Source organism: Streptomyces yongxingensis (genome assembly GCF_055597465.1).
The window spans coordinates 5885232-5907939 of sequence record NZ_CM145717.1 but is presented as its reverse complement, the minus strand read 5'-3'; the positions used below and the strand labels follow the sequence as shown (position 1 = coordinate 5907939).

Annotated in this window: 27 protein-coding genes and 1 tRNA gene; 13 read left to right on the top strand and 15 right to left on the bottom strand. The window is 70.7% G+C overall.

Annotated elements, in window-relative coordinates; all coding sequences use genetic code 11:
- Window positions 1–19: 19 nt before the first annotated feature.
- The 4 genes from ACZ6TD_RS25455 (at window position 20) to ACZ6TD_RS25440 (ending at window position 1605) form a co-directional block, all read left to right on the top strand.
- On the top strand, window positions 20–187 hold the full coding sequence (locus ACZ6TD_RS25455; protein WP_471341907.1) for a hypothetical protein: 168 nt from the start codon (window positions 20–22) through the stop codon (window positions 185–187).
- Window positions 188–368: 181 nt separating this feature from the next.
- Window positions 369–905 carry a tRNA adenosine deaminase-associated protein gene (locus tag ACZ6TD_RS25450; RefSeq protein ID WP_165556255.1) on the top strand — a complete coding sequence of 179 codons (537 nt, stop codon included), beginning with the start codon at window positions 369–371 and terminating at the stop codon, window positions 903–905.
- Window positions 906–924: 19 nt separating this feature from the next.
- Entirely contained in the window at window positions 925–1425 is a 501-nt protein-coding gene (gene tadA, locus ACZ6TD_RS25445) for a tRNA adenosine(34) deaminase TadA (protein WP_471341904.1), read from the top strand.
- A 93-nt stretch (window positions 1426–1518) separates the two neighbouring features.
- Window positions 1519–1605 (top strand) — tRNA-Ser (locus ACZ6TD_RS25440).
- Window positions 1606–1720: 115 nt separating this feature from the next.
- On the opposite strand, the gene ACZ6TD_RS25435 is transcribed toward ACZ6TD_RS25440, so the two are convergent.
- The 12 genes from ACZ6TD_RS25435 to ACZ6TD_RS25380 all read right to left on the bottom strand — a co-directional run bounded on the left by ACZ6TD_RS25435 (window position 1721) and on the right by ACZ6TD_RS25380 (window position 11389).
- Window positions 1721–2485: a 2-keto-4-pentenoate hydratase gene (locus ACZ6TD_RS25435; RefSeq protein WP_471341903.1), complete on the bottom strand. Its 765-nt coding sequence runs from the start codon at window positions 2483–2485 to the stop codon at window positions 1721–1723.
- On the bottom strand, window positions 2482–3270 hold the full coding sequence (locus tag ACZ6TD_RS25430; protein ID WP_471341899.1) for a 2-keto-4-pentenoate hydratase: 789 nt from the start codon (window positions 3268–3270) through the stop codon (window positions 2482–2484). Before ACZ6TD_RS25430 ends, ACZ6TD_RS25435 begins: the two co-directional genes overlap by 4 nt.
- A complete protein-coding gene (locus ACZ6TD_RS25425) occupies window positions 3267–3695 on the bottom strand; it encodes a hypothetical protein (RefSeq protein WP_471341898.1) in 429 nt (142 codons plus the stop codon). The genes ACZ6TD_RS25430 and ACZ6TD_RS25425 overlap by 4 nt, the downstream gene beginning before the upstream one ends.
- Window positions 3696–3705: 10 nt before the next feature.
- Window positions 3706–4605: a shikimate dehydrogenase gene (locus tag ACZ6TD_RS25420; protein WP_471341896.1), complete on the bottom strand. Its 900-nt coding sequence runs from the start codon at window positions 4603–4605 to the stop codon at window positions 3706–3708.
- Window positions 4602–4748, bottom strand: a complete 147-nt coding sequence (locus ACZ6TD_RS25415) for a hypothetical protein (protein WP_471341895.1) — start codon at window positions 4746–4748, stop codon at window positions 4602–4604. The genes ACZ6TD_RS25420 and ACZ6TD_RS25415 overlap by 4 nt, the downstream gene beginning before the upstream one ends.
- Window positions 4745–5200, bottom strand: a complete 456-nt coding sequence (gene aroQ / locus ACZ6TD_RS25410) for a type II 3-dehydroquinate dehydratase (protein ID WP_330815240.1) — start codon at window positions 5198–5200, stop codon at window positions 4745–4747. Before aroQ ends, ACZ6TD_RS25415 begins: the two co-directional genes overlap by 4 nt.
- Window positions 5201–5209: 9 nt before the next feature.
- Window positions 5210–6490 carry an MFS transporter gene (locus tag ACZ6TD_RS25405; RefSeq protein WP_471341893.1) on the bottom strand — a complete coding sequence of 427 codons (1281 nt, stop codon included), beginning with the start codon at window positions 6488–6490 and terminating at the stop codon, window positions 5210–5212.
- 138 nt (window positions 6491–6628) lie between these two features.
- The gene (locus ACZ6TD_RS25400) at window positions 6629–7453 is read right to left on the bottom strand and encodes a sugar phosphate isomerase/epimerase family protein (RefSeq protein ID WP_471341891.1); all 825 of its coding nucleotides are present in this window, start codon (window positions 7451–7453) and stop codon (window positions 6629–6631) included.
- Entirely contained in the window at window positions 7450–8418 is a 969-nt protein-coding gene (locus ACZ6TD_RS25395; protein WP_471341888.1) for a VOC family protein, read from the bottom strand. Before ACZ6TD_RS25395 ends, ACZ6TD_RS25400 begins: the two co-directional genes overlap by 4 nt.
- The gene (locus tag ACZ6TD_RS25390) at window positions 8415–8864 is read right to left on the bottom strand and encodes a carboxymuconolactone decarboxylase family protein (RefSeq protein ID WP_471341885.1); all 450 of its coding nucleotides are present in this window, start codon (window positions 8862–8864) and stop codon (window positions 8415–8417) included. Before ACZ6TD_RS25390 ends, ACZ6TD_RS25395 begins: the two co-directional genes overlap by 4 nt.
- A 100-nt stretch (window positions 8865–8964) precedes the next feature.
- The gene (locus ACZ6TD_RS25385; RefSeq protein ID WP_471341882.1) at window positions 8965–9732 is read right to left on the bottom strand and encodes an IclR family transcriptional regulator; all 768 of its coding nucleotides are present in this window, start codon (window positions 9730–9732) and stop codon (window positions 8965–8967) included.
- Between the two features lie 286 nt (window positions 9733–10018).
- The gene (locus tag ACZ6TD_RS25380) at window positions 10019–11389 is read right to left on the bottom strand and encodes a DUF6777 domain-containing protein (protein WP_471341881.1); all 1371 of its coding nucleotides are present in this window, start codon (window positions 11387–11389) and stop codon (window positions 10019–10021) included.
- A gap of 337 nt (window positions 11390–11726) precedes the next feature.
- On the opposite strand from ACZ6TD_RS25380, the gene ACZ6TD_RS25375 reads away from it, so the two are divergent.
- Window positions 11727–12611, top strand: a complete 885-nt coding sequence (locus tag ACZ6TD_RS25375) for a universal stress protein (RefSeq protein ID WP_471341879.1) — start codon at window positions 11727–11729, stop codon at window positions 12609–12611.
- A 52-nt stretch (window positions 12612–12663) separates the two neighbouring features.
- On the opposite strand, the gene ACZ6TD_RS25370 is transcribed toward ACZ6TD_RS25375, so the two are convergent.
- Entirely contained in the window at window positions 12664–13689 is a 1026-nt protein-coding gene (locus ACZ6TD_RS25370; RefSeq protein ID WP_471341877.1) for a 6-phosphofructokinase, read from the bottom strand.
- A gap of 232 nt (window positions 13690–13921) precedes the next feature.
- On the opposite strand from ACZ6TD_RS25370, the gene ACZ6TD_RS25365 reads away from it, so the two are divergent.
- From ACZ6TD_RS25365 to ACZ6TD_RS25350, 4 genes are all read left to right on the top strand, one after another.
- Window positions 13922–14086, top strand: a complete 165-nt coding sequence (locus tag ACZ6TD_RS25365) for a hypothetical protein (protein WP_020870122.1) — start codon at window positions 13922–13924, stop codon at window positions 14084–14086.
- A gap of 161 nt (window positions 14087–14247) precedes the next feature.
- The gene (locus ACZ6TD_RS25360; RefSeq protein WP_037956765.1) at window positions 14248–15081 is read left to right on the top strand and encodes an RNA polymerase sigma factor SigF; all 834 of its coding nucleotides are present in this window, start codon (window positions 14248–14250) and stop codon (window positions 15079–15081) included.
- A 188-nt stretch (window positions 15082–15269) separates the two neighbouring features.
- Window positions 15270–16100 carry an RNA polymerase sigma factor SigF gene (locus ACZ6TD_RS25355; protein ID WP_020870119.1) on the top strand — a complete coding sequence of 277 codons (831 nt, stop codon included), beginning with the start codon at window positions 15270–15272 and terminating at the stop codon, window positions 16098–16100.
- Between the two features lie 66 nt (window positions 16101–16166).
- Window positions 16167–16997 (top strand): hypothetical protein, encoded by an 831-nt coding sequence (locus ACZ6TD_RS25350; RefSeq protein ID WP_471341875.1) that lies wholly within the window; start codon window positions 16167–16169, stop codon window positions 16995–16997.
- An 87-nt stretch (window positions 16998–17084) separates the two neighbouring features.
- Here the strand turns inward: ACZ6TD_RS25350 and ACZ6TD_RS25345 are convergent, their stop codons facing one another.
- Window positions 17085–17285: a hypothetical protein gene (locus ACZ6TD_RS25345; RefSeq protein WP_137978623.1), complete on the bottom strand. Its 201-nt coding sequence runs from the start codon at window positions 17283–17285 to the stop codon at window positions 17085–17087.
- 211 nt (window positions 17286–17496) lie between these two features.
- Here ACZ6TD_RS25345 and ACZ6TD_RS25340 point away from each other — a divergent pair, with 211 nt between their 5' ends.
- The 4 genes from ACZ6TD_RS25340 to ACZ6TD_RS25325 all read left to right on the top strand — a co-directional run bounded on the left by ACZ6TD_RS25340 (window position 17497) and on the right by ACZ6TD_RS25325 (window position 21813).
- Window positions 17497–17985, top strand: a complete 489-nt coding sequence (locus tag ACZ6TD_RS25340) for a MarR family winged helix-turn-helix transcriptional regulator (RefSeq protein WP_471341873.1) — start codon at window positions 17497–17499, stop codon at window positions 17983–17985.
- A 128-nt stretch (window positions 17986–18113) separates the two neighbouring features.
- On the top strand, window positions 18114–20633 hold the full coding sequence (locus ACZ6TD_RS25335) for an MFS transporter (RefSeq protein ID WP_471358017.1): 2520 nt from the start codon (window positions 18114–18116) through the stop codon (window positions 20631–20633).
- A 146-nt stretch (window positions 20634–20779) separates the two neighbouring features.
- Window positions 20780–20965, top strand: coding sequence for a hypothetical protein (locus tag ACZ6TD_RS25330; RefSeq protein ID WP_471341871.1), 186 nt, complete (start codon window positions 20780–20782; stop codon window positions 20963–20965).
- A complete protein-coding gene (locus ACZ6TD_RS25325) occupies window positions 20962–21813 on the top strand; it encodes a YceI family protein (protein ID WP_471341869.1) in 852 nt (283 codons plus the stop codon). The genes ACZ6TD_RS25330 and ACZ6TD_RS25325 overlap by 4 nt, the downstream gene beginning before the upstream one ends.
- 47 nt (window positions 21814–21860) lie before the next feature.
- On the opposite strand, the gene ACZ6TD_RS25320 is transcribed toward ACZ6TD_RS25325, so the two are convergent.
- The gene (locus ACZ6TD_RS25320) at window positions 21861–22643 is read right to left on the bottom strand and encodes a TetR/AcrR family transcriptional regulator (protein WP_471341866.1); all 783 of its coding nucleotides are present in this window, start codon (window positions 22641–22643) and stop codon (window positions 21861–21863) included.
- Window positions 22644–22708: the final 65 nt, after the last annotated feature.

Here is a 22708-nt window from a genome sequence, read left to right as displayed (position 1 = left end):
CCCGAGGAGTGATGTGACCATGGCCGACGCGACCGCGATGGAAACCGCCGCGGACCGCCGCCGCCGTCGCGACCGCTTCCTGCGCGCGCTGAACGAGGCCCGGGCGGTACGGAACCAGGTGCGTCCCCGGCAGGCCCGCGCGGCCCGGATGCGCCGGGCGATACACATGCGGACGTTCGCCTGGTGAGCCCTGGTGAGCCTCCGCCGAACCGCCGGAGACGGTTTCCGCGCGTTTCGATTCCGTCCGCGTGAGCCACATCTCTTTGGACTGGTGCACGACGCAGCGTGGAAGACCTCTCGCGAAGCGACGGTTTCTGCCACGATTCCGATTGGGGCGGGACACTGTCCCGCCCGCCCCCGGCACGCCTATGACCAGTGGGAGAGTCACGGTGTACTTCGCCGCATTGCTCGCGCGCACCGCAGAAGGGTGGGAAGCGAGCGACACAGAGCTCGATGACGTGGAAACCCTGACGGACTTGATCGAACTGGCCCGTCTGGCTTCCAAGGATGACGACACGGTGTTGGCCTTCATCGAGCACGAAGACGCGTGGTTCGGCGTCGTCCGCGTGGACGGCGAGGACGACCCGCACATCTATGTATCGGACGCGGCAGCGGCCGCCCGCACCTCGTACGGCTCGATGCTCACCGACGAGCTGCTCGGCCGGGACCCCGACGACGATCTGGACAGCCTGGTCGACCTGGACGGCACCGAGGACGGCGAGCCGGACCGGGACGACGAGGACGCGGACGACGCCCCGGTCCCGATCGGCCCGCTCGGCGACGCCGACATCCTGGCCGACCTCGGCATGGACGAGAAGGAGCTGAAGGCCCTCGACGGGGACGCCCTCGAATCGATCGCCGAGATGCTGGGGTGCAGCATGGAGGGGCTGGAGGCGGTGCGCTGACCGCCGCCACACTGATGTCATGACCGATCCGCTGACCGGCCTCCTGCCCGGCCCCGACCCCGACCCCCTGCGCGATCCCTGGCGCGAACCGATGCGCCTGGCGCTGGAGGAGGCGGTGCGGGCACCCGAGACGGGAGATGTGCCGGTCGGCGCCGTCGTGCTGGGCCCGGACGGCTCGGTACTCGGCCGCGGCCGCAACGAGCGCGAGGCCCACGGCGACCCCACGGCCCACGCCGAGGTCCTCGCCCTCCGAGCCGCCGCCCACCACCTCGGCGGCTGGCGGCTGACCGGCTGCACCCTGGTGGTCACCCTGGAGCCGTGCACGATGTGCGCCGGCGCGATCGTCCTGTCCCGCCTGGACCGGCTGGTCTACGGCGCCGTGGACGAGAAGGCGGGCGCGGTCGGCTCCCTCTGGGACGTGGTCCGCGACCGCCGCCTCAACCACCGTCCCGAGGTCATCGCGGGCGTCCTGGCTCAGGCGTGCGCGGCCCCCCTCACCGCCTTCTTCCGCAAGCCCTGAGCCCCGCCGCGCGGGCCGGTCCCGGAACCCGCCGCACGGGCCGTCCCGGAACCGATTTCGGTTCCCGGCCACCCGTCCGCTAGGCTCTCCCTCGGTAGCGTGTCCGAGCGGCCGAAGGAGCGCGCCTCGAAAGCGCGTGAGGGGGCAACTCCTCCGTGGGTTCAAATCCCACCGCTACCGCTCACACACCCTCCTGAACTGCGGAGACGCAGGGCAGGAGGGTGTTTTGCGTGTGGACACGTCCCGTCGTCATCGCCGTGCCCGGCGACGTGCTCGCGCTGCTCGCAGCGTTGGGTCACCGGCAGCCCAGCTCTACTGAGCCGAGGCGATCGATGGTCGCGGTGACGACATCCCCGGGCCTGACCGGGACGGCGGCGGTGAGTCCGCCGGAGAGCACGATCTGCCCGGCGGCCAGACCTTCGTCCTCGGCGGCGAGCTGCCGGACGAGCCAGGCGACCGCGGCTGCCGGGTGGCCCAGCGACGCCGCTCCGGACGCGGTCGCGACCACCTCACCGTTCTTCTCCAGGAGGACGCCCACCAGGCGCAGGTCGACCCCGGGCGTCGTGACCGGCACCCCGACGACGAACCGGCTCGCCGAGGTGTTGTCCGCGACGACGTCGGCCATGGTGAAGCCGTAGTCCACGAATCGGGAGTCGAGGACCTCGATACCGACGGCGACCCCCGACGACGCGGCGACGACATCGGCCGCGGTGATGTGCGGGCCTTTGAGGTCCCGGCCCAGAGTGAACACGATCTCCGGCTCGCAGCGAGGCTGGATGAGCGCCGAGGTGTCCAGTGGCTCGCCGGGGTCCACCGCCCCCGTGGCCGGCAGGAAGCCGTAGATCGGGCTGTCCACTCCGACCTGGGCCTGCTTGGCACGTGAGGTGACGCCGAGCTTCCAGCCGGCGATCTGTCCGCTCGCGGACCGTAGCTCGCGCTGCACCCGATAACCGGTGGGGATGTCGAGTTCGGGGAACTCGTCGGTCAGCTTGGTGATGGCGGTACGGTCCGCAACGGCCTTGCTCAGCCGGGCGGCCAACTCGCTTACGTTCACGCTCATGCGATCCTCACCGTCACCGGGCCCAGCCGGTCGAACTCGGCCCGGAACACGTCGCCCGGGTTCATGGGAAGGGCCGCGTGCAGCGCGCCCGTCAGAATCAGGTGCCCAGGCTCCAGGGCGACCCCGTGCTCGCCCAGGGTGTTCGCCAGCCACGCGACGACGGCGACCGGGTCTCCCAGCGCGGCGGCGCCGGCGCCCGTGTCGGCCAATTCGCCGTTGCGGGTCAGCACCATCCCGGCCAGCCGGGGATCCCAGCCGTTCGGACCGTCGTCGAGAGGCACGATGCGGCTCGAGGTGGCCATGGCGCCGTTCGACGCCAGGTCGGCGACGGTGTCGGCGAGTTCGATCCGCCAGTCCGCGATCCTGGAGTCGATGATCTCCATCCCGGCCACGGCACCCGCGATGGCGGCCCGGGCCTGGGTGACGGTGACACCCGGGCCCTCGAGCCGGTCGCCCAGAACGAAGACGATCTCGGCCTCGACCTTGGGTGCCACGAACGCGTCGAGCGGGACCGCGTCCCCGTCGCGGTAGAGGGTGGAGGCCAGAACCGGTCCGTAATCGGGAGTGTCGATGCCGAGCGCCTTCCGCATCGGGGCAGCGGTGAGCCCGACTTTGTACCCCACGACCCGATCACCGTCGGCGAGCAGGAGTCGCACGAGCTCCTGCTGGATGGCGTAGCCGTCGTCCATGCCGAGACCGGGTTCGGCGTCGGTGAACGGCGGGATCGCGGTACGGGTGCGCCGGGCCTCGTAGAGAGCGTGGGCCTTGGCCTTCGTATCGGTCATGTGGTCTGCTCCTCGGCCGGCGCGATGGCGATGTCGATGATCATGTCCTCCTGGCCGCCGACGTAGCCGCGCTCGCCGCAGCGGCGCGAGATGGCGTGCGCGGGGACCATGGGGCCCAGGTGCGCCGGGGTGAGGTCGACAGCCTGGATGCCCGCTTCCGCGTAGCGCGGGGCGCTGGCGGCGTGGGCCTTGGCCGAGGTCGCCTCGAACACGATCCGGGGGAGCGGGTCCTGTCGGAGCAGCCAGTCCACCCCCTCCGCGCTGGCCTCGACGCCGCGGGCGCGGGCGCGGGCCAGACCGTCGGACTCGACGATGCCCACGACATACCGGACGTCGATCACCTGGCTGCAGGCGAGCTTCGCCAGCAGGTCGGTGCCTATGTTCCCGGGGCCGACTATGGCCGCCGGGATCTTCTGCTGCCCCATGGCGGGACCGTCACATCCTCTCGATCGGGTGGGGAGGGAGCGCCCCGCTCAGCGGAGCGCGGGAAACTTCAGGGGCGACGAGTTCGCGCAGGTGGGCGTACATCCGCGAGGGATCCGGCGCCAGGCCGGTAAACAGCCGGAAGGCATCGGCGGCCTGGTGGGCGTTCATCCGGCCGCCGTCGAGGAAGACCGCGCCCGCCTCGGCGGCGGCCGCGAGCAGAGCGGTGTGGAGCGGCCGGAACACGATCTCGGCGACCCAGAGGTCGGGCCGCAGGCAGTTGCCGGGCACTGCCTGGCCGGGGTGATCAGCCATCCCGACCGGGGTCGCGTGCACGACCCCGTGCGCGTGTCCGAGCAGCGTCGGGAGCTCGGTGAGTCTGCCACCGCGGACCCGGTGCGGGTCGAGGTCGGCGGCGAGGCGAGCCGCCCGGTCCGGGTCGGCGTCGACGACGTCGAGTCGCTCAGTACCCAGGTCGAGCAGCGCGTAGGCTGCCGCGGCGCCCGCCCCGCCCGCGCCGACGAGGACGACCCGGTCCAGCGGGGCGCCCGCGAGCCCGTCGACGAGGCCGCGCCGGAAGCCGGTCCAGTCGGTGTTGTGGCCCGCGAAGCCGTCCTCACCGATGACCACGGTGTTCACCGCGCCGATCGCTGCCGCATCAGGGGACAGGGTGTCCAGGTGCGCGAGGACCAGCTGTTTGCAGGGATGGGTGATGTTGAGGCCCCGGTAGCCGGCATCCCTGGCTCGCAGCAGCAGGTCGCCGACATCGCCCGGAGAGGCCCCCAGGGCGTGGAGGTCCCACAGGTCGTAGCGCAGCTCAAGGCCGAGCACTGCAGCCTCCCGCTCGTGCATCGCGGGGGACAGCGAGAACCCGATCCCGCTTCCGATCAGGCCCGTCAGCAGAGTCGTCACGATTCCCCCTTGGAGTCGGCCGAGGCGAGCACGGGCTCGATGTCGTCGACGCCCACCAGGCCGGCACCGGGGACCGCCTGAAGCGCGGCGGCGTGGTTGACGGAGATCCCGGTTCCGGTGACGCCGGTCCGCAGCGCGCTCATAGGGCGTCCCTCCGTACGAGGGCACGGTCCAGCGCCTCGACCCCGTAGACGTAGCCCTGGATCCCGGCTCCGACGAAGACCGCCTCGGCGATGTCGGAGACGTAGGAGTGGTGCCGGAACTCCTCGCGCTTGTGCACGTTGGTGATGTGCACCTCGGCGATGAGCAGTTCGGAGGCGAGCAGCGCGTCACGCAACGCCACGGACGTGTGGGTGAACGCACCCGGGTTGATCACGACGCCGTCCGTGCCCCCGCGCGCCTCGTGGAGCCGGTCGACAAGCGCGCCCTCCCAATTGCTCTGCAGGAAGTCGGCTTTGTATCCGAGCGCCTCCGCGCGTTGCGCGGTGATCCGCTCGACGTCGGCGAGGGTGTCGGCACCGTAGAGGGCGGGCTCACGGGTCCCGAGCATGTTCAGGTTCGGGCCGTTCAGGATCAGCAGGCGGCCGTGCCGCATGGAGGCTCCTCACAAGGTGGTGGTCACGCGGGCCGCGGGGGCCGCCGCGGTCGTCCGCGGGGTGCGTCCCAGCTGTTTCAACGGCACGTGGGCGGTCTCGCGGCCTGCGAAGGCCGCCGCCGCGGCAAGCACGCAGAGCACGGCGAGCAGGATCGCGAGCGGAACCCAGCCGAACGCACCCGTGCCGATCATGAGCGCGGCGATGGTGGGCAGGAAGCCCTGGGGCACGTTCGCGAACTGGGTCGAGACCGCCAAACCGGTGTAGCGGACCCGGGCATCGAACATCTCCGCGTACAGCGACGGCCAGACGCCGTTCGGCGCGGCGTAGCACACCGAGCCCAGCAGGACTGAGGCGAGCACGACGAGTGACCAGTTCGAGGTCGTGATGGCCCAGAAGTAGACGAACACCGACGCGGCGCAGCCCAGGGCGCCCACGGCGAACACCGGGCGGCGGCCGATCTTGTCCGACAGCTTGGCCCACAACGGGATCGTGACGACTTGGCCGATGTTGGAGATCACGATCGTCCACAGCATCGAGGAGCGCGAGATGTTCCACTGCTCCACCGCGTACCCCAGGCCGAACACGGTCACGGTGGTGGAGATCGTGGCGTAGAGGTGGCAGACGACGATCCGAAGGAACGAGCCCCAGTAGTGGCGGATGAAGACCATCAGCGGGAACTTGACGACCTCCTGGCTCTCCTTCATCTCCTCGAAGGCGGGCGGCTCCTCCAGCGTGCGACGCACGATCATCGCGACGATCAACACCACCGCGCTGGCCCAGAACGGCACCCGCCAGCCCCAGGAATAGAGGGCCTCGGTCGGCAGGGCCGCGACCGGGATGAAGGCCAGCGTCGCCACGACCAGCCCGGCCTGGGTCCCGGAGAGAGTGAAGCTGGTGAAGTAGCCGCGCCTGCCCTCGGGAGAGTGCTCGAGGGTCATCGAGCTCGCGCCGCTCTGCTCGCCTGCGGCAGAGAACCCCTGCGCCACGCGGCACAGCACCAGCAGGATCGGTGCCCAGACGCCGATGACGGAGTAGCTGGGAAGACAGCCGATCAGGAAGGTCGAACCGCCCATGGTGGCCAGCGTGAAGATCAGGACGCGCTTGCGGCCGATCCGGTCGCCGAAGTGGCCGAGGAAGAACGAGCCGATCGGCCGGGCGATGTAGGCGACCGCGAAGGTCGCCAGCGCGGCCAGCGTGCCGGTGGCCGCGCCGGCGTCAGGGAAGAACACACGGCTGAAGACCAGCGCCGACGCCGATCCGTAGATGAAGAAGTCGTAATACTCGACCATGCTGCCCAGGAAAGACGCGAGCGCGGCCTTCCGGGGCGTTTGGCCCGTTGTCTTCGTATGGGACACGAGACACTTCCTTGTGTCAGGTTCGAGCTGGATTGTGTGACAGACACGCCGGGGCGACCGGAGGGCCGCGGATCAGCCGTTGAGAACGGCGGTGGCCGAGGCGAATGCCTGCCGGGCGGCCTCGTCGACCGGCAGGGCGCGGAACCACGGATCGTTGACCTCGACCGACCAGGGGCCGGTGTAGCCGAGGTCGCGGAGCTCCGCGACCAGCGCGCGGACGGGGAGCTCACCCCTGCCCGGCAGTAACCGGGTCGAACGGGCCTTGTGCAGCATGTCCGGGTCGTCCGGGCGGACCCGGGGGCCGTCGTTGAGCTGGACGCCGGCGACTTCCCGGGCGTCGATGTCGTGGAGCACGGCGGCGTCGGCACCGGTGGCGAACCAGTGCCAGATGTCGATCATCACCCCCGCGTTCGGCGCCCCGCTGCGCCGGACCACGTCGAGTGCCGCGGGATAGTCGCACAGCGCGCCCCAGGCGAATGCCTCCACCGCCAGGGTGACGCCCAGGGGGGCCAACCGGGCAGCCAGCTCGGCGAGGCGGTCGGCCGCGCGTCCGGGATCGGCCGGTCCGGCGGCGAACTCGCCGGAGGTGACCCGGAGCGGCCCCCAGGCGCGCGCGGCCTCAGCGAGCGTGACCTCGGCGTCCGACGGCGCCGCGACCGACTCGGCGAGCGCCCACCCACCGAGGAACTCGGCCTCGGTGACGGCGAGCCCGGTATCGGCGGCCACGGTGCGCACGGCACCGACCCCGCCGTGCGCCGCGAGGTCGGCGAACTGCACACCGATCCCGGTGAATCCCGCCCTCGCGGCAGCGGCGGCCCGCGCGGCGAAGGGAGTGCGCGCGGGATCGGTGAACCCGGCCCCGTGCAGCGTCACGTAGCTCGCGGTCAGCCCGGTCACGCGGGCGCCCCTCCGAACGGCGGGGTCGCGTGGGTGTGGAACGACTCCGGCACGCCCAGGCCCCACGCGGTGCCGCGGCCTTTCGACTCGGTGTCCCACGTGACGGTCTCGAAGTCCGGCGCGAAGATGTGGATCCCGCCGGTGAACACCTCGACGCGGTTGCCGCCGGGCTCGTACACGTAGAGGAAGAAACCTTGAGTGCGCGAGTGCTTGGCGGGGCCGAACTCGATGAACACGTCGTTCTCGAGGAAGACGTCGGCGGCGCGGATCACATCCGAGGTCTCGGGCACGGCGTAGGCCAGGTGGTGCAGCCGTCCGGTGGTGGGGGCGAGTTCTTTCGTGAGCGCGAGGTCGTGGGCCTTCGTCATGACCGACAGCCAAGCGCCGACCTCGTCGCCCCCGGCGGGGACGAGCCGCTCACGCGGCTTGAACCCGAGGACGTCCTGCTGGAAGCGGCTCGCCTCGGCGACGTTCGGCACCAGCAGGTTGATGTGGTCGATGCGCGCGGCAGCGGCGCCCTTGGGGGCGAAGCGCTGCGGCTGGTTCGGAAGGGCCGGCGCCTCGCCGGGCGGCGGCACGTACTTCTCGGTCTCGAAGTACACCTCCTGGACATGCCCGCCGACGCCGGTGTAGCGGTATGCCTTGCCGTGGCCGAAGTCGCCGTCATGCCAGGTGCCCTCGACGCCGTGCTTCTCCAGCGCGGCGACGCGTCGCTCGAGGGCCTGCGGGCTGGTCGCCCGCCACGCCACGTGGCCCAGACCGGCCTCGGGGGCGCCCGTCAGAGTGAGTGAGGTCAGGACGTCGTCGTTCCAGGCACGCAGGTGCGCCCGACCGGGGTCCTCGCCGACGAGGGTCAGCCCGTAGACCTCGGTGAAGAACGCGACGGACTCCTCGAGCCGGGGCGTGAGCAGCTCGGCGTGGCCGAGCTGGGCGATGTCGTAGATCGGCTCCGGGCGGCTGCTCATCGCACCGTGCCTTCCTCGGCGATGGCCTTGGCTTCCAGCTCGGCGACGCCCTCCAGGATGGACGGCGCGTGATTGGCGATCGAGACCCCACCGAAGAGGTAGGCGAGGTTGATCGCAGCCTGCAGCTCTTCCCAGCTCGCCCCGGCCCGCCGGGCCGCATGTCCGTGGATCTTCGCCGCGTCCCGCAGCTGCACCGCCAGCACTGCGAACAGGATCAGCTGGACGGTCTTCTGATCCAGCACATCGGTGTAGGTGACGAGGTTGCGGACCTTCTCCTGCGCGAGCAACAGCTCTGGGTTCGTCCGGCCCAGGCTGTCGAAACGGGCCTGGATACGCGGTGGCACGAAGCCCGCCATCTCGCGGTAAGTCCGCAGGTAATGGTCGATCTCGTGCTGCTGCTCCGTGGTGGGGACCGCGCCCTCGGCGTCCGGTGTACTGCCAGTCATGGGTGACCTTCCCGTTTCGGTGGCACAGGTCACAGTCGTGGCTGCGGCAGGTGTGGCGAAAGCCCGCGTTCCCGTTGAACGGGAGTGCGGAGCGGAAAAGTCAGGGATGGGAGCGAATCTGCTGGTCACGTAGCGAGCGGGAAATGGAGATGGCGGCGGTGCGTACGGCGGGCGCCAGCCGTTCCGGGCGTCCACCAGTGGTGTGCAGGACGACATCGAGTGCCGCGACAACCGCTCCCGAGGCGTCCCGAATGGGCGCGGCGACCGACAGTGACCCCAGTGTGAGCTCCTCGTAGGCGAAGGCGACGCCCGTGCCGCGTACGTCGTCGAGGACCCGGACGAGCCGGCCGGGTTCGACGATGGTGTGTCGGGTGAAGCGCGCCAGTGGTGCCGCCAGCACGTCGGCCTGCACCTCTTTGGGCGCATGAGCCAGCAGCACCTTGCCGACCCCGGTGGCGTGCAGCGGCAGGCGCCCGCCGCGGCGCGACTTCACCAGCAGCGCACCGGCCCCGGAGATCTTCTCTATGTAAAGCGCCTGACCGTCCTGACAGACGGCGAGATGAACGTTCTCCTTGGTCCCCTCGAACAGGTCCTGCATGACCGAGAGGGCGACGTCGCGCAGCGACTCGCCGCGAGGGGCGAGCGATCCGAGCTCCCACATGCGCAACCCGACCCGGTAGCCGGCACCGTCACAGCGCTCCAGTCCGCCCCACGCGACGAGTTCGGTGGCCAGCCGGTGCGCCGTCGACAAGGGCAGTCCGGTGCGGGCGCTGAGCTCGTTGAGGGTGAGCTCAGGGGAGTCAGGGCCGAAGGCGTCGAACAGCGCGACGACCTTGCTCGTTACTGAGCGCCCCGGAATCTCGGCCATGGTCCCTCCGTTCACCGCCTGAACCCGGACCTCTCCAGAAACGCCGTTCACTGGACAGACCCGCGTCACCCGCAGCTCTCGCCATAGGTGGGTGTTCCAGCTGCGAGCAGCCGGCGGGTCCATTGGAATGCTGCGGTGATGCTGGTGTCCAGAGTCTCGCTCAAGACTGGGATGGGCGGGGATGCGGCCGGCACAAGCATGACGAATTCCCGCAGCGGTACGCGGGGCCCGGAGGGCCCGGCTCATCGCGAGCCGGGCCCTACGTCTTCGTGCGCGGCCGTTCCGGTCAGGGGCCGGACGGGGGTGGCTGCTGCGGGGGCTGCTGCTGGTTGGGGTCGGGCTGGGGCTGCTGGGGCGGGGGCTGGTTCGGAGGCGGTTGATTGGGCGGGGGCTGGTTGGGAGGGGGCTGGTTGGGAGGGGGCTGGGGCGGCGGAGGCGGGTTCGGCGGGGGTTGGTTCGGGGGCGGTTGGTTGGGCGGCGGCTGGTTCGGAGGGGGCTGGGGCTGCTGCTGGTTCTGGTCGGGCTGCTGGGGCTGGTCCTGCGGTTGCTGCTGGCCCGGGTCCGACGGCTGATCCTGCGGCTGGTCCTGCGGTTGCTGGCCGGGGTCCGACGGCTGGTCCTGCGGCTGGTCCTGCGGTTGCTGGCCGGGGTCCGAGGGCTGGTCCTGCGGCTGCTGCTGATTCGGATCCGTCGGCTCGTCGGAGGGCTGCGACTGCTGCGAGGGGGTCCCGGACGGGCGCTCGGTCTCCAGCGGGGTGAACCGGTCGGACGGCTTCAGGGTGACCTTCGGCGCCTCCCGCAGCCGCGGGGCGTGCTGCTCGCCCGGCATCGCCAGGAACGAGGGGTAGTCGGCGCGGGCCAGCACCGTGTCCCGTGGGTCGCCGCTGCCGCCACCGTCGCCGAGCGGGCGCTTCAGCAGTTCGGCCTTGCCGATCCCCACCAGAACGAGGTGTTTGACGTTCTTCGTGGCCGGCCGGATGACGGTCACCGTGCTCCGGGAGAAACCGTTCCACTCGGGCCCGGTGAAGGTCGGCTTGGCGTGGCGCGGCGGGGCCGAGACCTTGACGGGATTCCCGGAGTCGCACTTCACGACGGGCAGACCGCGCTCATCGACGAAAACCGCCGTTCCGGCCTGGAGAACGGCGGACACCGGCTTCACCCCACCGCGGTAGCCGTAGGTCTTCGCGTAGGTGTCGGAGCGCAGGGTGACGCTCGTGAGCCGCTGGACGAAACCGGGGATGCCGTCGGGCGAGATGTGCTGGACCTTGCTCCAGGCGGCGCCCTTCCGCTTGTCGGCGTCCAGGTCGTGGAGCAGGCCCTGCCGGTCGCAGGGCTGCCGGTTCCGGACGCCGGCGTAGAGACCGGGGGTGTTGCCGCGGAAGGCGCGGCCTCCGTTGGAGGGCGAGACCACGTGTTCGCGGTCCCGGCCGGCGGAGGAGGTGAACGCGGGGACCGAGGTCTTTCCGACGGGTTCCCGCCGGTATTCGACCGTCGAGGCGTGTCCGGGGGCTTCCCCGGGGGCCTCTTTGGAGGCTTCCCCGGATGCCTTTTCGGAGGAGGAGACCATCCCAAGTACCACCACGACGGCGACCACGACGACGAAACCGACGACGAATGCTGAACGACGCGAGGTGAGGTGCCATGAGATCGAGCGCATTTCCCTCTCCTTCCCTTACCTCGCCCCCCATCCTGCGCTCGCTCCGCACACCCCCGCTTCCCCCGAAACCTTGACATCTCACCCCACCTTTGGGGGGCTTGGGCCGTGTTTGCCCGTCGCCGCTCGCAGAGCCGCCCCCGGCCCGGGGCACCCGGACCGGGGGCGGTCACTACCCCTCGCGGTCTGTGCGCGGCGAATCCTCCGACCATGTCGGATCTTCGTCGCGTATCTAGACTAAACGGACGTGCTCCAGTTGGCAGCAGAACGGACAGGAGATACGGACCGGAGTTCCCGAACCGAGTTCCGGACCGGACGTACGGCAGCCGAGGAGGACCGGATGAGCGGCCCTGTCGTGGCGGGGGTCGACGGCTCCCGGCGCAGCCTTACGGCGGCCGAGTGGGCCGCGCGGGAGGCGGCGCGCCGCGGGGTCGCGCTGCGCCTCGTGCACGCCTGTCCGCCGCTGCCGCGCAGGGTCTCGCCGGTGCCCGGAGTGGACGCCTGGCAGAACGTGGGCGAGCAGATGCTCGGGCAGACGGTGGCCGACTTCCGGGCGCGCCTTCCGGAGCTCGGGATCGACGGGGAGCACACCGACGCCGAACCGGCCGAGGCGCTGCTCACGGCCGCCGCGAGCGCCGGGCTGCTGGTGGTCGGGACCCGGGGCTGGGGTGGCTTCGAGGGGCTGGCGATGGGCTCCGTGGCGCTGCGGGTGGCGGCGATGGCGGACTGCCCCGTCGTCACGGTCCCGGAGGAGCGCCGTACGGGCGCCGGGTGGGACGGTACGGATGCGGACGAGGTGCAGCTCGGCTTCGACGCGCACGCCCCGGCGGAGGCGCCGGCCGCCTTCGCGTTCCGCGCCGCCCAGGAGCGGGGCGTCCCGCTGCGGGTGGTGCACGCGTGGGCGCTGCCCCCGGCATCCCCGTCGGCCTGGATGCTCACGGTGCTGGAGGAGGACCGCGCGATGTGGGAGGACCAGGAGAGCCAGGTGGTCTCCGACGCCCTGCGGCCGTGGCGGGAGGGCTGCCCCGAGGTGGCCGTGGTGCCGGACGTCGTTCTGCTCAATCCGGCGGAGGCGCTGGTGAGGGCTTCGGAGCGGGCCGGGCTGCTGGTGATCGGGCGCCGTACGGCCACCCGGCCCACCCAGCTGCGGCTGGGGCCGGTGGCCCATGCCGTGCTGCACCACGCGCACTGCCCGGTGACGGTCGTCCCGCACCCCGGGCCCTGAGCCCGCCTCCCGCGCTCTGAGCCCGCATCCCGCATCCCGCATTCGCAGGCGATCAGCCGAAGAACACCCCGAATTCCGCGTACAGCGCGGGGTCGACGCCCTTGGTGCCCACCGTGGCCTCCGCGAGCGGTATCCGCACGATGTCCGTGCCGCGCAGCGCCACCATCGTGCCGAAGTCCCGGTCCTTGACCGTGTCGATCGCGCGCAGCCCGAAGCGGGTGGCGAGCCAGCGGTCGAAGGCGCTGGGCGTCCCACCGCGCTGGACATGGCCCAGAACCGTGGTGCGGGCCTCCTTACCAGTGTGATCGGCGATCTCATGGGACAGCCACTCGCCGATACCGGACAGCCGGACATGGCCGAACTCGTCCAGGCTGGAGTCCTTGACCACCATCTGGCCCTCCTTGGGCACGGCCCCCTCCGCCACCACCACGATCGGTGCGTATCTGATCGTGAAGCGGTTCTCCACCCAGGCGCAGACCTGGTCGATGTCGAAGGGCTGCTCGGGAATGAGGATGACGTTGGCACCGCCCGCGATACCCGAGTGCAGGGCGATCCAGCCGGAGTGCCGCCCCATGACCTCGACCACCAGGGTGCGGGTGTGGGATTCGGCGGTGGTGTGCAGCCGGTCGATCGCCTCGGTGGCGATGTTGACGGCGGTGTCGAAGCCGAAGGTGTAGTCGGTGCCCGCCACGTCGTTGTCGATCGTCTTGGGCACCCCGACCACCTGGATGCCCTCGCCCGCCAGCGCCGCGGCGACCCCGAGCGTGTCCTCGCCGCCGATCGCGATGAGCGCGTCCACCTCGTACTCGGTGAGCGTCTGCCGCACCCGGCCGACCCCGTCCTCGCTGGCCAGGGGGTTGGTCCGGGAGGAGCCGAGGATGGTGCCGCCGCGCGGCAGGATGCCGCGCACGGCCTGGACGTCCAGCGGCACGATGGCTCCTTCGAGCGCGCCGCGCCAGCCGTCCCGCACTCCGACGAACTCGAAGCCGTGGACCTCCACGCCCTTTCGGACGATGCCGCGGATCGCGGCGTTGAGCCCGGGGCAGTCACCGCCGCCGGTCAGCACACCGACACGCATCTCCGCTCCCTCCGCCGACGGCGCGAGCCGCTGCCGTCGCCGCTCCTTCCGGCACCACTCTTTGCCACCCCCTCCTTTTCCAGAATCCACCCATATGTAGCGCGGCGCCCACAGCGGCGTAGGGGTGTCCCCACAACACCGGTCTGTTCATCCGACTGATACGACTGATGCGCCAGAGGTGTGGATAGACTCTCGCAACTGCACAAGGGCACAGCGGGGAGAGGCAGCACAGATGGCCCAGGCGAAGAAAATCGTGCTCTATATGCTGATCGTCTTCGTGCTGTACACGATCATCAAGACGCCGGCCCGGGCGGCCGACCTCGTCCAGGTCGGTTTCGAGGGCATATCGGACGCCGCCAAGAGCGTCGGCGAGTTCATGACGGAACTGACCAACTAGCGTCACCCCGCTCCCGCCCCGCCCCCGAACCCCCGCCCCCCTCAGTCCCTTATCGGGCGATTTCTCCACCAACACGTGGTAAAGCGGTGCTTGCACACAGTGCACATGTCTTGTGATGCTATGACCGCTTTTGCCGGGTGAGTACATCGTGAAGGGGTGGCGTGACCGTGTCGGCCCGTACCGCGCCCAGAACCCCGCCCCAGGGCGATGGCGGCAGCGAAAGCGGCAGAAGCCGCGGGGCTGACGCCAGAGCGCTCACCCAGGTGCTCTTCGCCGAGCTCTCGGGCCTCACCCCCGGAACCCCCGAGCACGCCCGCGTGCGCGCCGCACTCATCGAGGCCAACCTGCCGCTGGTCCGCTACGCCGCGGCCCGCTTCCGCAGCCGCAACGAGCCCATGGAGGACGTGATCCAGGTCGGCACCATCGGCCTGATCAACGCGATCGACCGGTTCGACCCGGACCGCGGGGTGCAGTTCCCGACCTTCGCCATGCCGACCGTCGTCGGCGAGATCAAGCGCTACTTCCGCGACAACGTCCGCACCGTCCACGTCCCGCGCCGGTTGCACGAGCTATGGGTGCAGGTCAACGGCGCGACCGAGGACCTGACCGTGCTGCACGGCCGCTCCCCGACGACGGCCGAGATCGCCGAACGGCTCAAGCTCAGCGAGGAGGAGGTGCTGGCCTGCATCGAGGCGGGCCGCTCGTACCACGCCACCTCCCTGGAGGCCGCCCAGGAGGGCGACGGACTGCCCGGACTGGTCGACCGGCTCGGCTACGAGGATCCCGCGCTCGCCGGAGTCGAGCACCGCGATCTGGTGCGCCATCTGCTCGTACAACTGCCCGAGCGCGAACAGCGTATCCTTTTGCTCCGTTACTACAGCAACTTGACGCAATCTCAGATCAGTGCCGAGCTCGGCGTCTCCCAGATGCATGTGTCCCGGCTGCTGTCCCGGAGCTTCGCCCGGCTGAGATCCGCAAACCGGATCGAGTCCTGATCCTTGCGAGGGACCTCCGCCCCGGGACCTCAAGGCTGTAATGTCGACATGGCGCTACAGCGTGTTGCCGACATGTGACATTCTGCAGGAACCGCGTTTGCCGCGGCCCGACCTCCGGTATTCAGGGGGAGGCTGCGTCGGACGCGAACCGCGCAGCTGGGATCCGTCCGCGACCTCTAGGGGGTGGCATGTCCGTAGAACTGGGCAGCTCGAAGGTGCTCAACAACGATGCACCGCTCATGCCTGACGACTGCGACGCCATCGACACCCGCACCCTCTCCCGCTCCCTCTTCCTGCGGCTCGCCACACTCGACAAGGACAGTGCGGAGGCCGGCTACGTCCGTGACACCCTCATCGAGCTGAACCTCCCGCTCGTCCGCTACGCGGCGGCCCGGTTCCGTAGCCGTAACGAGCCGATGGAGGACATCGTCCAGGTCGGCACCATCGGCCTGATCAAGGCGATCGACCGCTTCGACTGCGAACGGGGCGTGGAGTTCCCGACGTTCGCCATGCCGACCGTCGTGGGCGAGATCAAGCGGTTCTTCCGCGACACCAGCTGGTCGGTGCGGGTCCCGCGGCGGCTCCAGGAGCTGCGGCTGGCACTCACCAAGGCCAGTGACGAGCTGTCACAGAAGCTCGACCGCTCCCCGACCGTCACCGAGCTCGCCACGGCGCTGGGCGTCTCCGAGGAGGACGTGGTCGACGGGCTCGCGGTGGGCAATGCCTACACGGCCAGCTCGCTGGACTCCCCGTCCCCCGAGGACGACGGCGGCGAGGGGTCGCTCGCCGACCGGCTGGGGTACGAGGACAGCGCGCTGGAGGGCGTGGAGTACCGCGAGTCGCTCAAGCCCCTGCTGGCCAAACTGCCGCCGCGCGAGCGCCAGATCATCATGCTGCGCTTCTTCGCCAATATGACGCAGTCGCAAATCGGCGAAGAGGTCGGGATCTCCCAGATGCATGTCTCCCGGCTGCTCACCCGGACCCTGGCCCAGCTGCGCGAGGGCCTGATCTCGGACTGAGCCGCCACTGGCCGGTCCCCCGTCGGATCCCTGTACACCTGACGGGTCGTCAGCCACACTGGCCCGATGCGATACGCATGGAGCCGGACAACGGGCCGCCGAGGCACGGCAGTCGCCTCCTCGGCGGCCGCGCTGTGCCTGGGCGCACTCCTCAGCGGCTGCGGCGGTGGCGGCGACGGCTATGTGGCCGCCGGGGCGGCCGGGCCCGACGGCCGGCAGACCGCGAACGCCGTGCCGCCCAAGGACGGCGTCGACCTGGTGCCCCTGGACGAGGACGGCACGGACAACGATCGCGACGGCAAGGGCGGCACGGACGGGAAGCGCGACCGGGGAGCGGCCGGACCCGAGGCCACCACGGACGGCAGAACGGACGGACCGGCCTCACGGGCGCCCTCCGCATCCGCGAAGGCCCCCGGCCGCACGGACGGCTCGGACGGCCCGGGCGGCGGGAAGAACGGCTCCGGGGCCCCGGGACGTACGGACGACGACCCCAAGGGCGACGACGGCCCCAAGGGCGACGGCCCCGGCGAGCCCTCACCCTCCGGCTCGGACCCTTCGGACCCCTCCGGCACCCCCACGCCCACCGGACCGGCCGCCCTCAAGGTCGGCAAACCCGAGCGCACGGCGACCGACGAGCGCTGGTGCGAGAAGGTGAAGGTCGAGTTCCGCAACACCGGAGGAGCGCCGATCGCCTCAGGCACCGTCACCTTCGGGACGCATGTGATCGACGCGCTCGGCATCGACTGGGCCACGCTGGAGTCCGAGGAAAAGCTGCCCGCGCCGATCGGCGCGGGCCGGAAGAAGGAGAAGACCTGGACGGTGTGCGTGGACGACTGGCGGGTGCCGCTGGGCATGCGTATCGAGACACAGGACGTCTCGGTCAGCTGGAAGCCGTAAGGCCGATCCGGCAGCCGTAAGGAGCGCGGGAGCCAGGGCTCCCCGCGGGAGCTCAGGCCCCCGCTGGAAGCGTCAGGGCCTCGCGGCTCAGCCCAGCGCCAGCCAGGCCACCGCCGCGACGATCACGACCGCCGCGATCACACCGACGATCAGGCCGACGCGCGAACCGCCGCCCGATCCGGCGGACGTCTGAGGCTGCCGAGTGCCCTCGTCGACGAAGGCGCGGAACATCTGAGTGGAGCCGGCCGGGTCGTGGTTCCCGTTGGGGCTCTGGGGGTTGTTCGCCATGAGCCCCGACCCTAGCGAACGAGCGGATTCCGGGACACCCCCGGGTCTCAGCAGCCCCTTGCGCCTCAGCCACCCCGCTTGACCGACTCCAGGACGACTCTTTAACGGTAATTTACCGCCCAGACCACCCTTTCATTTGCCTGTAGCAACTAACTTCTTCTATGGTTGCCTTAAGCAACCGACCATTCTGATCAAGCCCACTGGGGGTGCCGTGGCCACACAGCGCCACTATGAGGAGCTGGCCCGGCAGCTCAGCGCCATCGGCACCGTCAAGCGCGGGCTCGGGCGCGTCCTGCCGGCCGACTGCCCATCGGGCGCCGCCGTCGTCCTGATGCTTCTCGACCGCTACGGCGAGATGCGCATGGGCAAGCTCGCCGAGCTGCTCGACATCGACATGTCGGTGACCAGCCGGCATGTGGCACATGTCGCGAACCGCGGCTGGGTGGACCGCAAGCCCGACCCGCTCGACCGGCGGTCGCGGCTGCTGAGCATCAACCCCAGCGGACGAGCGCTGCTCGGTCAGGTGTCCGAGCGCTACACGGACGCGCTCGCCAGTTGTCTGAGCGACTGGTCGGACGAGGACGTCGACCGCCTCAATGAACTTCTCGCCCGGTTGCGGACGAGTTTCGGGGACACCCGTTCCCGGGCTCTGCCGCATCAGGCGGAGACCAGCATCACCCGTACACCTTCGCAACGTTAAGGAACTTCATGGCAACGACCACACCGGACGGCGGTGTGCGGGGACCCGCGGGGCACCCCGCCCACGCCAAGCACGGCGGAGGAGGCCACAGAGGTCAGCACGACCACGCCGCGGACTCCTCGGCGCCGATGACCCACCGGCAGATCATGGAGGCGCTCTCCGGGCTGCTGCTGGGGATGTTCGTCGCGATCCTGTCGTCGACGATCGTCTCCGCCGCACTACCCAAGATCATCGCCGATCTCAACGGCAGTCAGTCCTCCTACACCTGGGTCGTCACCGCCACCCTGCTGGCCATGACGGCCACCACGCCGCTGTGGGGCAAGCTCGCCGACCTCTTCAGCAAGAAGCTGCTGGTCCAGATAGCCCTGGTGATCTACGTCGCGGGCTCCGTGGTGGCCGGTCTGTCGCAGAGCCCCGGCATGCTGATCGCCTGCCGCGTGGTGCAGGGCATCGGCGTCGGCGGTCTGTCCGCCCTCGCCCAGATCGTCATGGCCGCGATGATCTCCCCCCGGGAGCGCGGCCGGTACAGCGGCTACCTCGGCGCGACCTTCGCCGTCGCGACCGTCGGCGGTCCGCTGCTGGGCGGCGTGATCACCGACACCGACTGGCTGGGCTGGCGCTGGTGCTTCTACGTCGGCGTGCCGTTCGCCGTCATCGCGCTGATCGTCCTTCAGAAGACCCTGAAGCTCCCCGTGGTGAAGCGGGACGTCAAGGTGGACTGGGGCGGCGCCTTCTTCATCAGCGCGGCGGTCTCGCTGCTGCTGATCTGGGTCACCTTCGCGGGCGACAAGTACGACTGGATCTCGTGGCAGACCTACGCGATGGTCGGCGGTTCGATCGCGCTCGGTCTGATCTTCCTGCTGATCGAGTCCAAGGCGAGCGAGCCGATCATCCCGCTGCGGCTGTTCCGGAACAAGACGATCACCCTCGCGTCGCTGGCGTCGCTCTTCGTCGGTATCGCGATGTTCGCCGGAACCGTCTTCTTCAGCCAGTACTTCCAGCTGGCGCGCGGTAAGTCGCCCACCATGTCCGGCGTCATGACCATCCCGATGATCGGCGGTCTGTTCGTCTCCTCGACCATCTCCGGTCAGGTCATCACCAAGACCGGTCGCTGGAAGGCATGGCTGGTCAGCGGTGGTGTGCTGGTGACGGCGGGCCTCGGGCTGCTGGGCACCATCCGGTACGACACCCCGTACTGGCACATGGCGATCTACATGGCGCTCATGGGCCTCGGCATCGGCATGATGATGCAGAACCTGGTGCTGGCCACCCAGAACCAGGTGGCCCCGCAGGACCTCGGCGCGGCCAGCTCCGTCGTCACCTTCTTCCGCTCCCTGGGCGGTGCGGTCGGCGTCTCGGCGCTCGGTGCGGTGCTCGCCAACCGGGTCAGCCACTACGTCAAGGACGGCCTGGCCGACCTCGGCCCCAAGGGCGCCGCGTTGGGCCACGCCGGCACCGGCGGCGGTGGCATCCCGGACGTGCAGGCGCTGCCCGAGCCGATGCGCACGATCATGGAGAGCGCCTACGGGCACGGTGTCGCGGACGTCTTCCTCTTCGCCGCCCCGGCCGCGTTCCTCGCCTTCCTGCTGACCCTGTTCATCAAGGAGGTCGCCCTGAAGACCAACTCCGGCTCCCAGCAGGCCGCCGCGGCCGCCTCGGACGCCCCGGCCACCGACGCGGCCCCGGCCGACGCGGTGGTGGGCACGGCCGCCACCGGACAGGTCGCCGACCTCGAGCCCGCGCTCGTGGGCGCCCCGTCCGCCGAGGTGCACGAGCCGGGCGCCGACGGCGCCCTCGCGGCCACCGCCCCGCAGGCGGCCACCGCTCCGCAGCGCCTTACGGCCTTCGCCTCCGCCGGGGGCGACGGCGCGGACCGTCAGCCCCGGCAGGGTGTGCACGGCTTCGTGCGGAACGCGGAGGGCGGCCCCGTCGCCCGCGCCGCGGTGACGCTGATCTCGCTCGCCGGGCGGCAGCTCGGCCGTTCGGTGGCGCACCCCGACGGCTCGTACGCCCTGGACGCGCCGGGCTCCGGCTCGTACGTCCTGATCGCGGCGGCCGACGGCCACCAGCCGCAGGCGTCCACGATCGTGGTCGGGGACGAGCCGCTCGGCTTCGACATCGTCCTGTCGGCCACCAGCGGTCTGGTGGGCACCGTGCGCGGTGCCGCCGACGGCAGGCCGGTGGACGCGGCGATGGTCGTGGTCACCGATGTCCGCGGCGAGGTGCTGGCCACCGGCAAGACCGGTGAGCAGGGCGACTTCGGCTTCGAGGAGCTGGTCTCCGGGACCTTCACGGTCGCGGTGAACGCGCCGGGCTACCGGCCCGCTGCCCTGCCCGTCGAGGTGGGGGCCCAGGGGCTGACCCGGGTGGAGATAGCGCTGCAGGCCGGCGCCCAGGTGCAGGGCATAGTCCGGGCCGGTGCCGACCGGCGGCCGCTGCCCGACGCACGGGTCACCCTCGTGGACTCGGCCGGGAACGTGGTCGCCACCGCCACCACCGGTGAGGACGGCGCGTATGCCTTCACCGACCTGGACGCGGGCGACTACACGGTCATCGCGAGCGGCTACCCGCCGGTCGCGGGGGCGCTGACGGTCTCCGGACCCGGCGTCGACGGCCACGACGTGGAGCTCGCCCACCCGGGCGAGTGACGGAACCCCGGGCCCGGGGCGCGCAAGAGCGGAGACGCGCCCCGGGCCCGGCCCGGGCGGCGGATTTCTCGGCCGGACCCGGAACCCGGATCCCGGCGGCGGTGTAGTGAAGGCAGGGGACGGCCTGACGCCGCCGCCCGGATCCGGTGCACAGACACGACGAGTACCACCAGCACGACGATGACGACCAGCACGGCGAGTACGACCGGCACGACAGCACGGCGCGCACGACCAGCGCGCCGGGCGACATGAGCGACACGAGCGACACGCCGAGCAAGACGAGCAACACGAGCAACACGGCGACACCCGAGCGGGAGCGATACGCGGCATGACGACCACAGGAGCAGGAGCAGGCGGGGGAGCGGGACTGCGGGCCCGGATCCGCACCCGCGACGGCTGGGCGGTCCAGCACGCGGTGCTGACCGTCACCGATATGACGGGCGCCCAGGTGCTGCGCGCGCAGGCCGACGCGGACGGCGCGGTGCGGACCGACGAGCCGCTGCCGCCGGGGCCGTACACGATCATCGCCACCGCGGTCGGCTACGCCCCGGTCGCGTCCACGGCGATCGTCACGGCCTCCGGGCGGGCCGACGTGGGCAATGTGGTGCTGGCGCGCCAGGGCGGGGTGGAGCTTCCGCCGCCCGGGGCGTGGACGATCGACCCGGCGCATTCGACGGTGGCCGCGGTCGCCCAGCATCTGGGCATCTCCAGCGTGCACGGCCGGTTCACGGAGTTCAGCGGGCGGATCGAGGTCGCCGAGGACATCGAGAAGTCGCGCGTCGAGGCGGTCATGCGGGCCGCCAGCATCGACACCGGCAACACGATGCGGGACGGCCATCTGAAGTCGCCCGACTTCCTCAATGTGGAGGAGTTCCCGGAGCTGACGTACCGGAGCACGCATCTGAGCGCGGCCGGGGCCGACCGCTGGACGGTCCACGGCGAGCTGTCGATGCACGGCGTGGTCCGGGACGTGGACCTGGACCTGACGTACCTGGGCACGGGCCCCGACCCCTGGGGCGGGGTGCGGGCGGCCTTCCGGGCCGTCGCCGAGCTGCGCCGCGAGGACTTCGCGATGAACTACAACCAGGTGGTCGCGGCGGGCATCGCGGCGATCGGCACGACCCTGCGGGTGGAGCTGGACATACAGGCGGTGCAGGGCGAGGAGCTCCCCGCGGCCTGAGGCTCCATCCCGGCGCAGGCCCACGCTGCTCGCCGATGCCCGGCGCGCTATCGGTCCAGCAGGGTCTCGATACCCGCGATCGCGAGGTCCAGGGCGAAGGTGAAGTCGCGGTCGTGCATCTCCTGGACCGTGGTGCCGCCCCGAGCCTCCATGATTTTCCGCTGCTCGTCGAAGTCCGAACGGTCCTCGACCGAGGACATCATCTCGTGGAAGAGCTCGTCCTGGGTGACTCCCTCCGCCCGGCAGCGGGCGGCGAAGCGGCCCTCGATCGTGCCGAAGCCATAGACGAACTGGTAGACGAGGGACAGCGCGCTGGTGACCTTGTCGTCCGGCACACCGCTGTTGCGCATCACGGCCAGCGCGGCCTTGCTGAAGCCCACCGCGTTGGGCCCGATGTTGAGGTACTCCCCCAGCAGCGCGGGCAGCCAGGGATGCCGCACCAGCACCCGGCGGTACTCGGTGGCCATCTGGCGCAGTTGCTCACGCCAGTCCCGCGGCTCGGCCGGGGCGTGCTCGAGACCCTCGACGGGGCCGACGGCCTCGAAGGGCAGCGCTATCTCGCCCATGGCCGCGTCGAGGGCGAGTTCGAGCAGATGGTCCTTGGTCTCCACGTACCAGTAGACCGACATGGCGGTCACCCCGAGCTCCGCCGCGAGCCGTCGCATCGAGAAGCCCGAAAGACCCTCGGCGTCCAGCAGCCGCATCGTCGCCGCGACGATCTTCAGATGGTCGAGCCCCACGGGCTGCTGGTCGCCCTTGCGCTTGGGGGTTTTGCGTTCGGAGAGCCAGACGCTGGACCGCGGGCGGACGGTGCGGCTGCCGGTTGCCATGGCGGCGCCTCTCTTTCTCCGGTGCGCTGGCGCCACAGGTGTCCCGGGACCGGGCACGCGGCACC

Bases quoted from the DNA above. Each gene is read 5' to 3' on its own strand.
- ACZ6TD_RS25455 (WP_471341907.1), top strand. From the start codon at position 20: ATGGCCGACGCGACCGCGATGGAAACCGCCGCGGACCGCCGCCGCCGT.
- ACZ6TD_RS25450 (WP_165556255.1), top strand. From the start codon at position 369: ATGACCAGTGGGAGAGTCACGGTGTACTTCGCCGCATTGCTCGCGCGC.
- tadA (WP_471341904.1), top strand. From the start codon at position 925: ATGACCGATCCGCTGACCGGCCTCCTGCCCGGCCCCGACCCCGACCCC.
- ACZ6TD_RS25435 (WP_471341903.1), bottom strand. From the start codon at position 2,485: ATGAGCGTGAACGTAAGCGAGTTGGCCGCCCGGCTGAGCAAGGCCGTT.
- ACZ6TD_RS25430 (WP_471341899.1), bottom strand. From the start codon at position 3,270: ATGACCGATACGAAGGCCAAGGCCCACGCTCTCTACGAGGCCCGGCGC.
- ACZ6TD_RS25425 (WP_471341898.1), bottom strand. From the start codon at position 3,695: ATGGGGCAGCAGAAGATCCCGGCGGCCATAGTCGGCCCCGGGAACATA.
- ACZ6TD_RS25415 (WP_471341895.1), bottom strand. From the start codon at position 4,748: ATGAGCGCGCTGCGGACCGGCGTCACCGGAACCGGGATCTCCGTCAAC.
- aroQ (WP_330815240.1), bottom strand. From the start codon at position 5,200: ATGCGGCACGGCCGCCTGCTGATCCTGAACGGCCCGAACCTGAACATG.
- ACZ6TD_RS25405 (WP_471341893.1), bottom strand. From the start codon at position 6,490: ATGGTCGAGTATTACGACTTCTTCATCTACGGATCGGCGTCGGCGCTG.
- ACZ6TD_RS25395 (WP_471341888.1), bottom strand. From the start codon at position 8,418: ATGAGCAGCCGCCCGGAGCCGATCTACGACATCGCCCAGCTCGGCCAC.
- ACZ6TD_RS25390 (WP_471341885.1), bottom strand. From the start codon at position 8,864: ATGACTGGCAGTACACCGGACGCCGAGGGCGCGGTCCCCACCACGGAG.
- ACZ6TD_RS25385 (WP_471341882.1), bottom strand. From the start codon at position 9,732: ATGGCCGAGATTCCGGGGCGCTCAGTAACGAGCAAGGTCGTCGCGCTG.
- ACZ6TD_RS25380 (WP_471341881.1), bottom strand. From the start codon at position 11,389: ATGCGCTCGATCTCATGGCACCTCACCTCGCGTCGTTCAGCATTCGTC.
- ACZ6TD_RS25375 (WP_471341879.1), top strand. From the start codon at position 11,727: ATGAGCGGCCCTGTCGTGGCGGGGGTCGACGGCTCCCGGCGCAGCCTT.
- ACZ6TD_RS25370 (WP_471341877.1), bottom strand. From the start codon at position 13,689: ATGCGTGTCGGTGTGCTGACCGGCGGCGGTGACTGCCCCGGGCTCAAC.
- ACZ6TD_RS25365 (WP_020870122.1), top strand. From the start codon at position 13,922: ATGGCCCAGGCGAAGAAAATCGTGCTCTATATGCTGATCGTCTTCGTG.
- ACZ6TD_RS25355 (WP_020870119.1), top strand. From the start codon at position 15,270: ATGTCCGTAGAACTGGGCAGCTCGAAGGTGCTCAACAACGATGCACCG.
- ACZ6TD_RS25350 (WP_471341875.1), top strand. From the start codon at position 16,167: ATGCGATACGCATGGAGCCGGACAACGGGCCGCCGAGGCACGGCAGTC.
- ACZ6TD_RS25345 (WP_137978623.1), bottom strand. From the start codon at position 17,285: ATGGCGAACAACCCCCAGAGCCCCAACGGGAACCACGACCCGGCCGGC.
- ACZ6TD_RS25335 (WP_471358017.1), top strand. From the start codon at position 18,114: ATGACCCACCGGCAGATCATGGAGGCGCTCTCCGGGCTGCTGCTGGGG.
- ACZ6TD_RS25325 (WP_471341869.1), top strand. From the start codon at position 20,962: ATGACGACCACAGGAGCAGGAGCAGGCGGGGGAGCGGGACTGCGGGCC.
- ACZ6TD_RS25320 (WP_471341866.1), bottom strand. From the start codon at position 22,643: ATGGCAACCGGCAGCCGCACCGTCCGCCCGCGGTCCAGCGTCTGGCTC.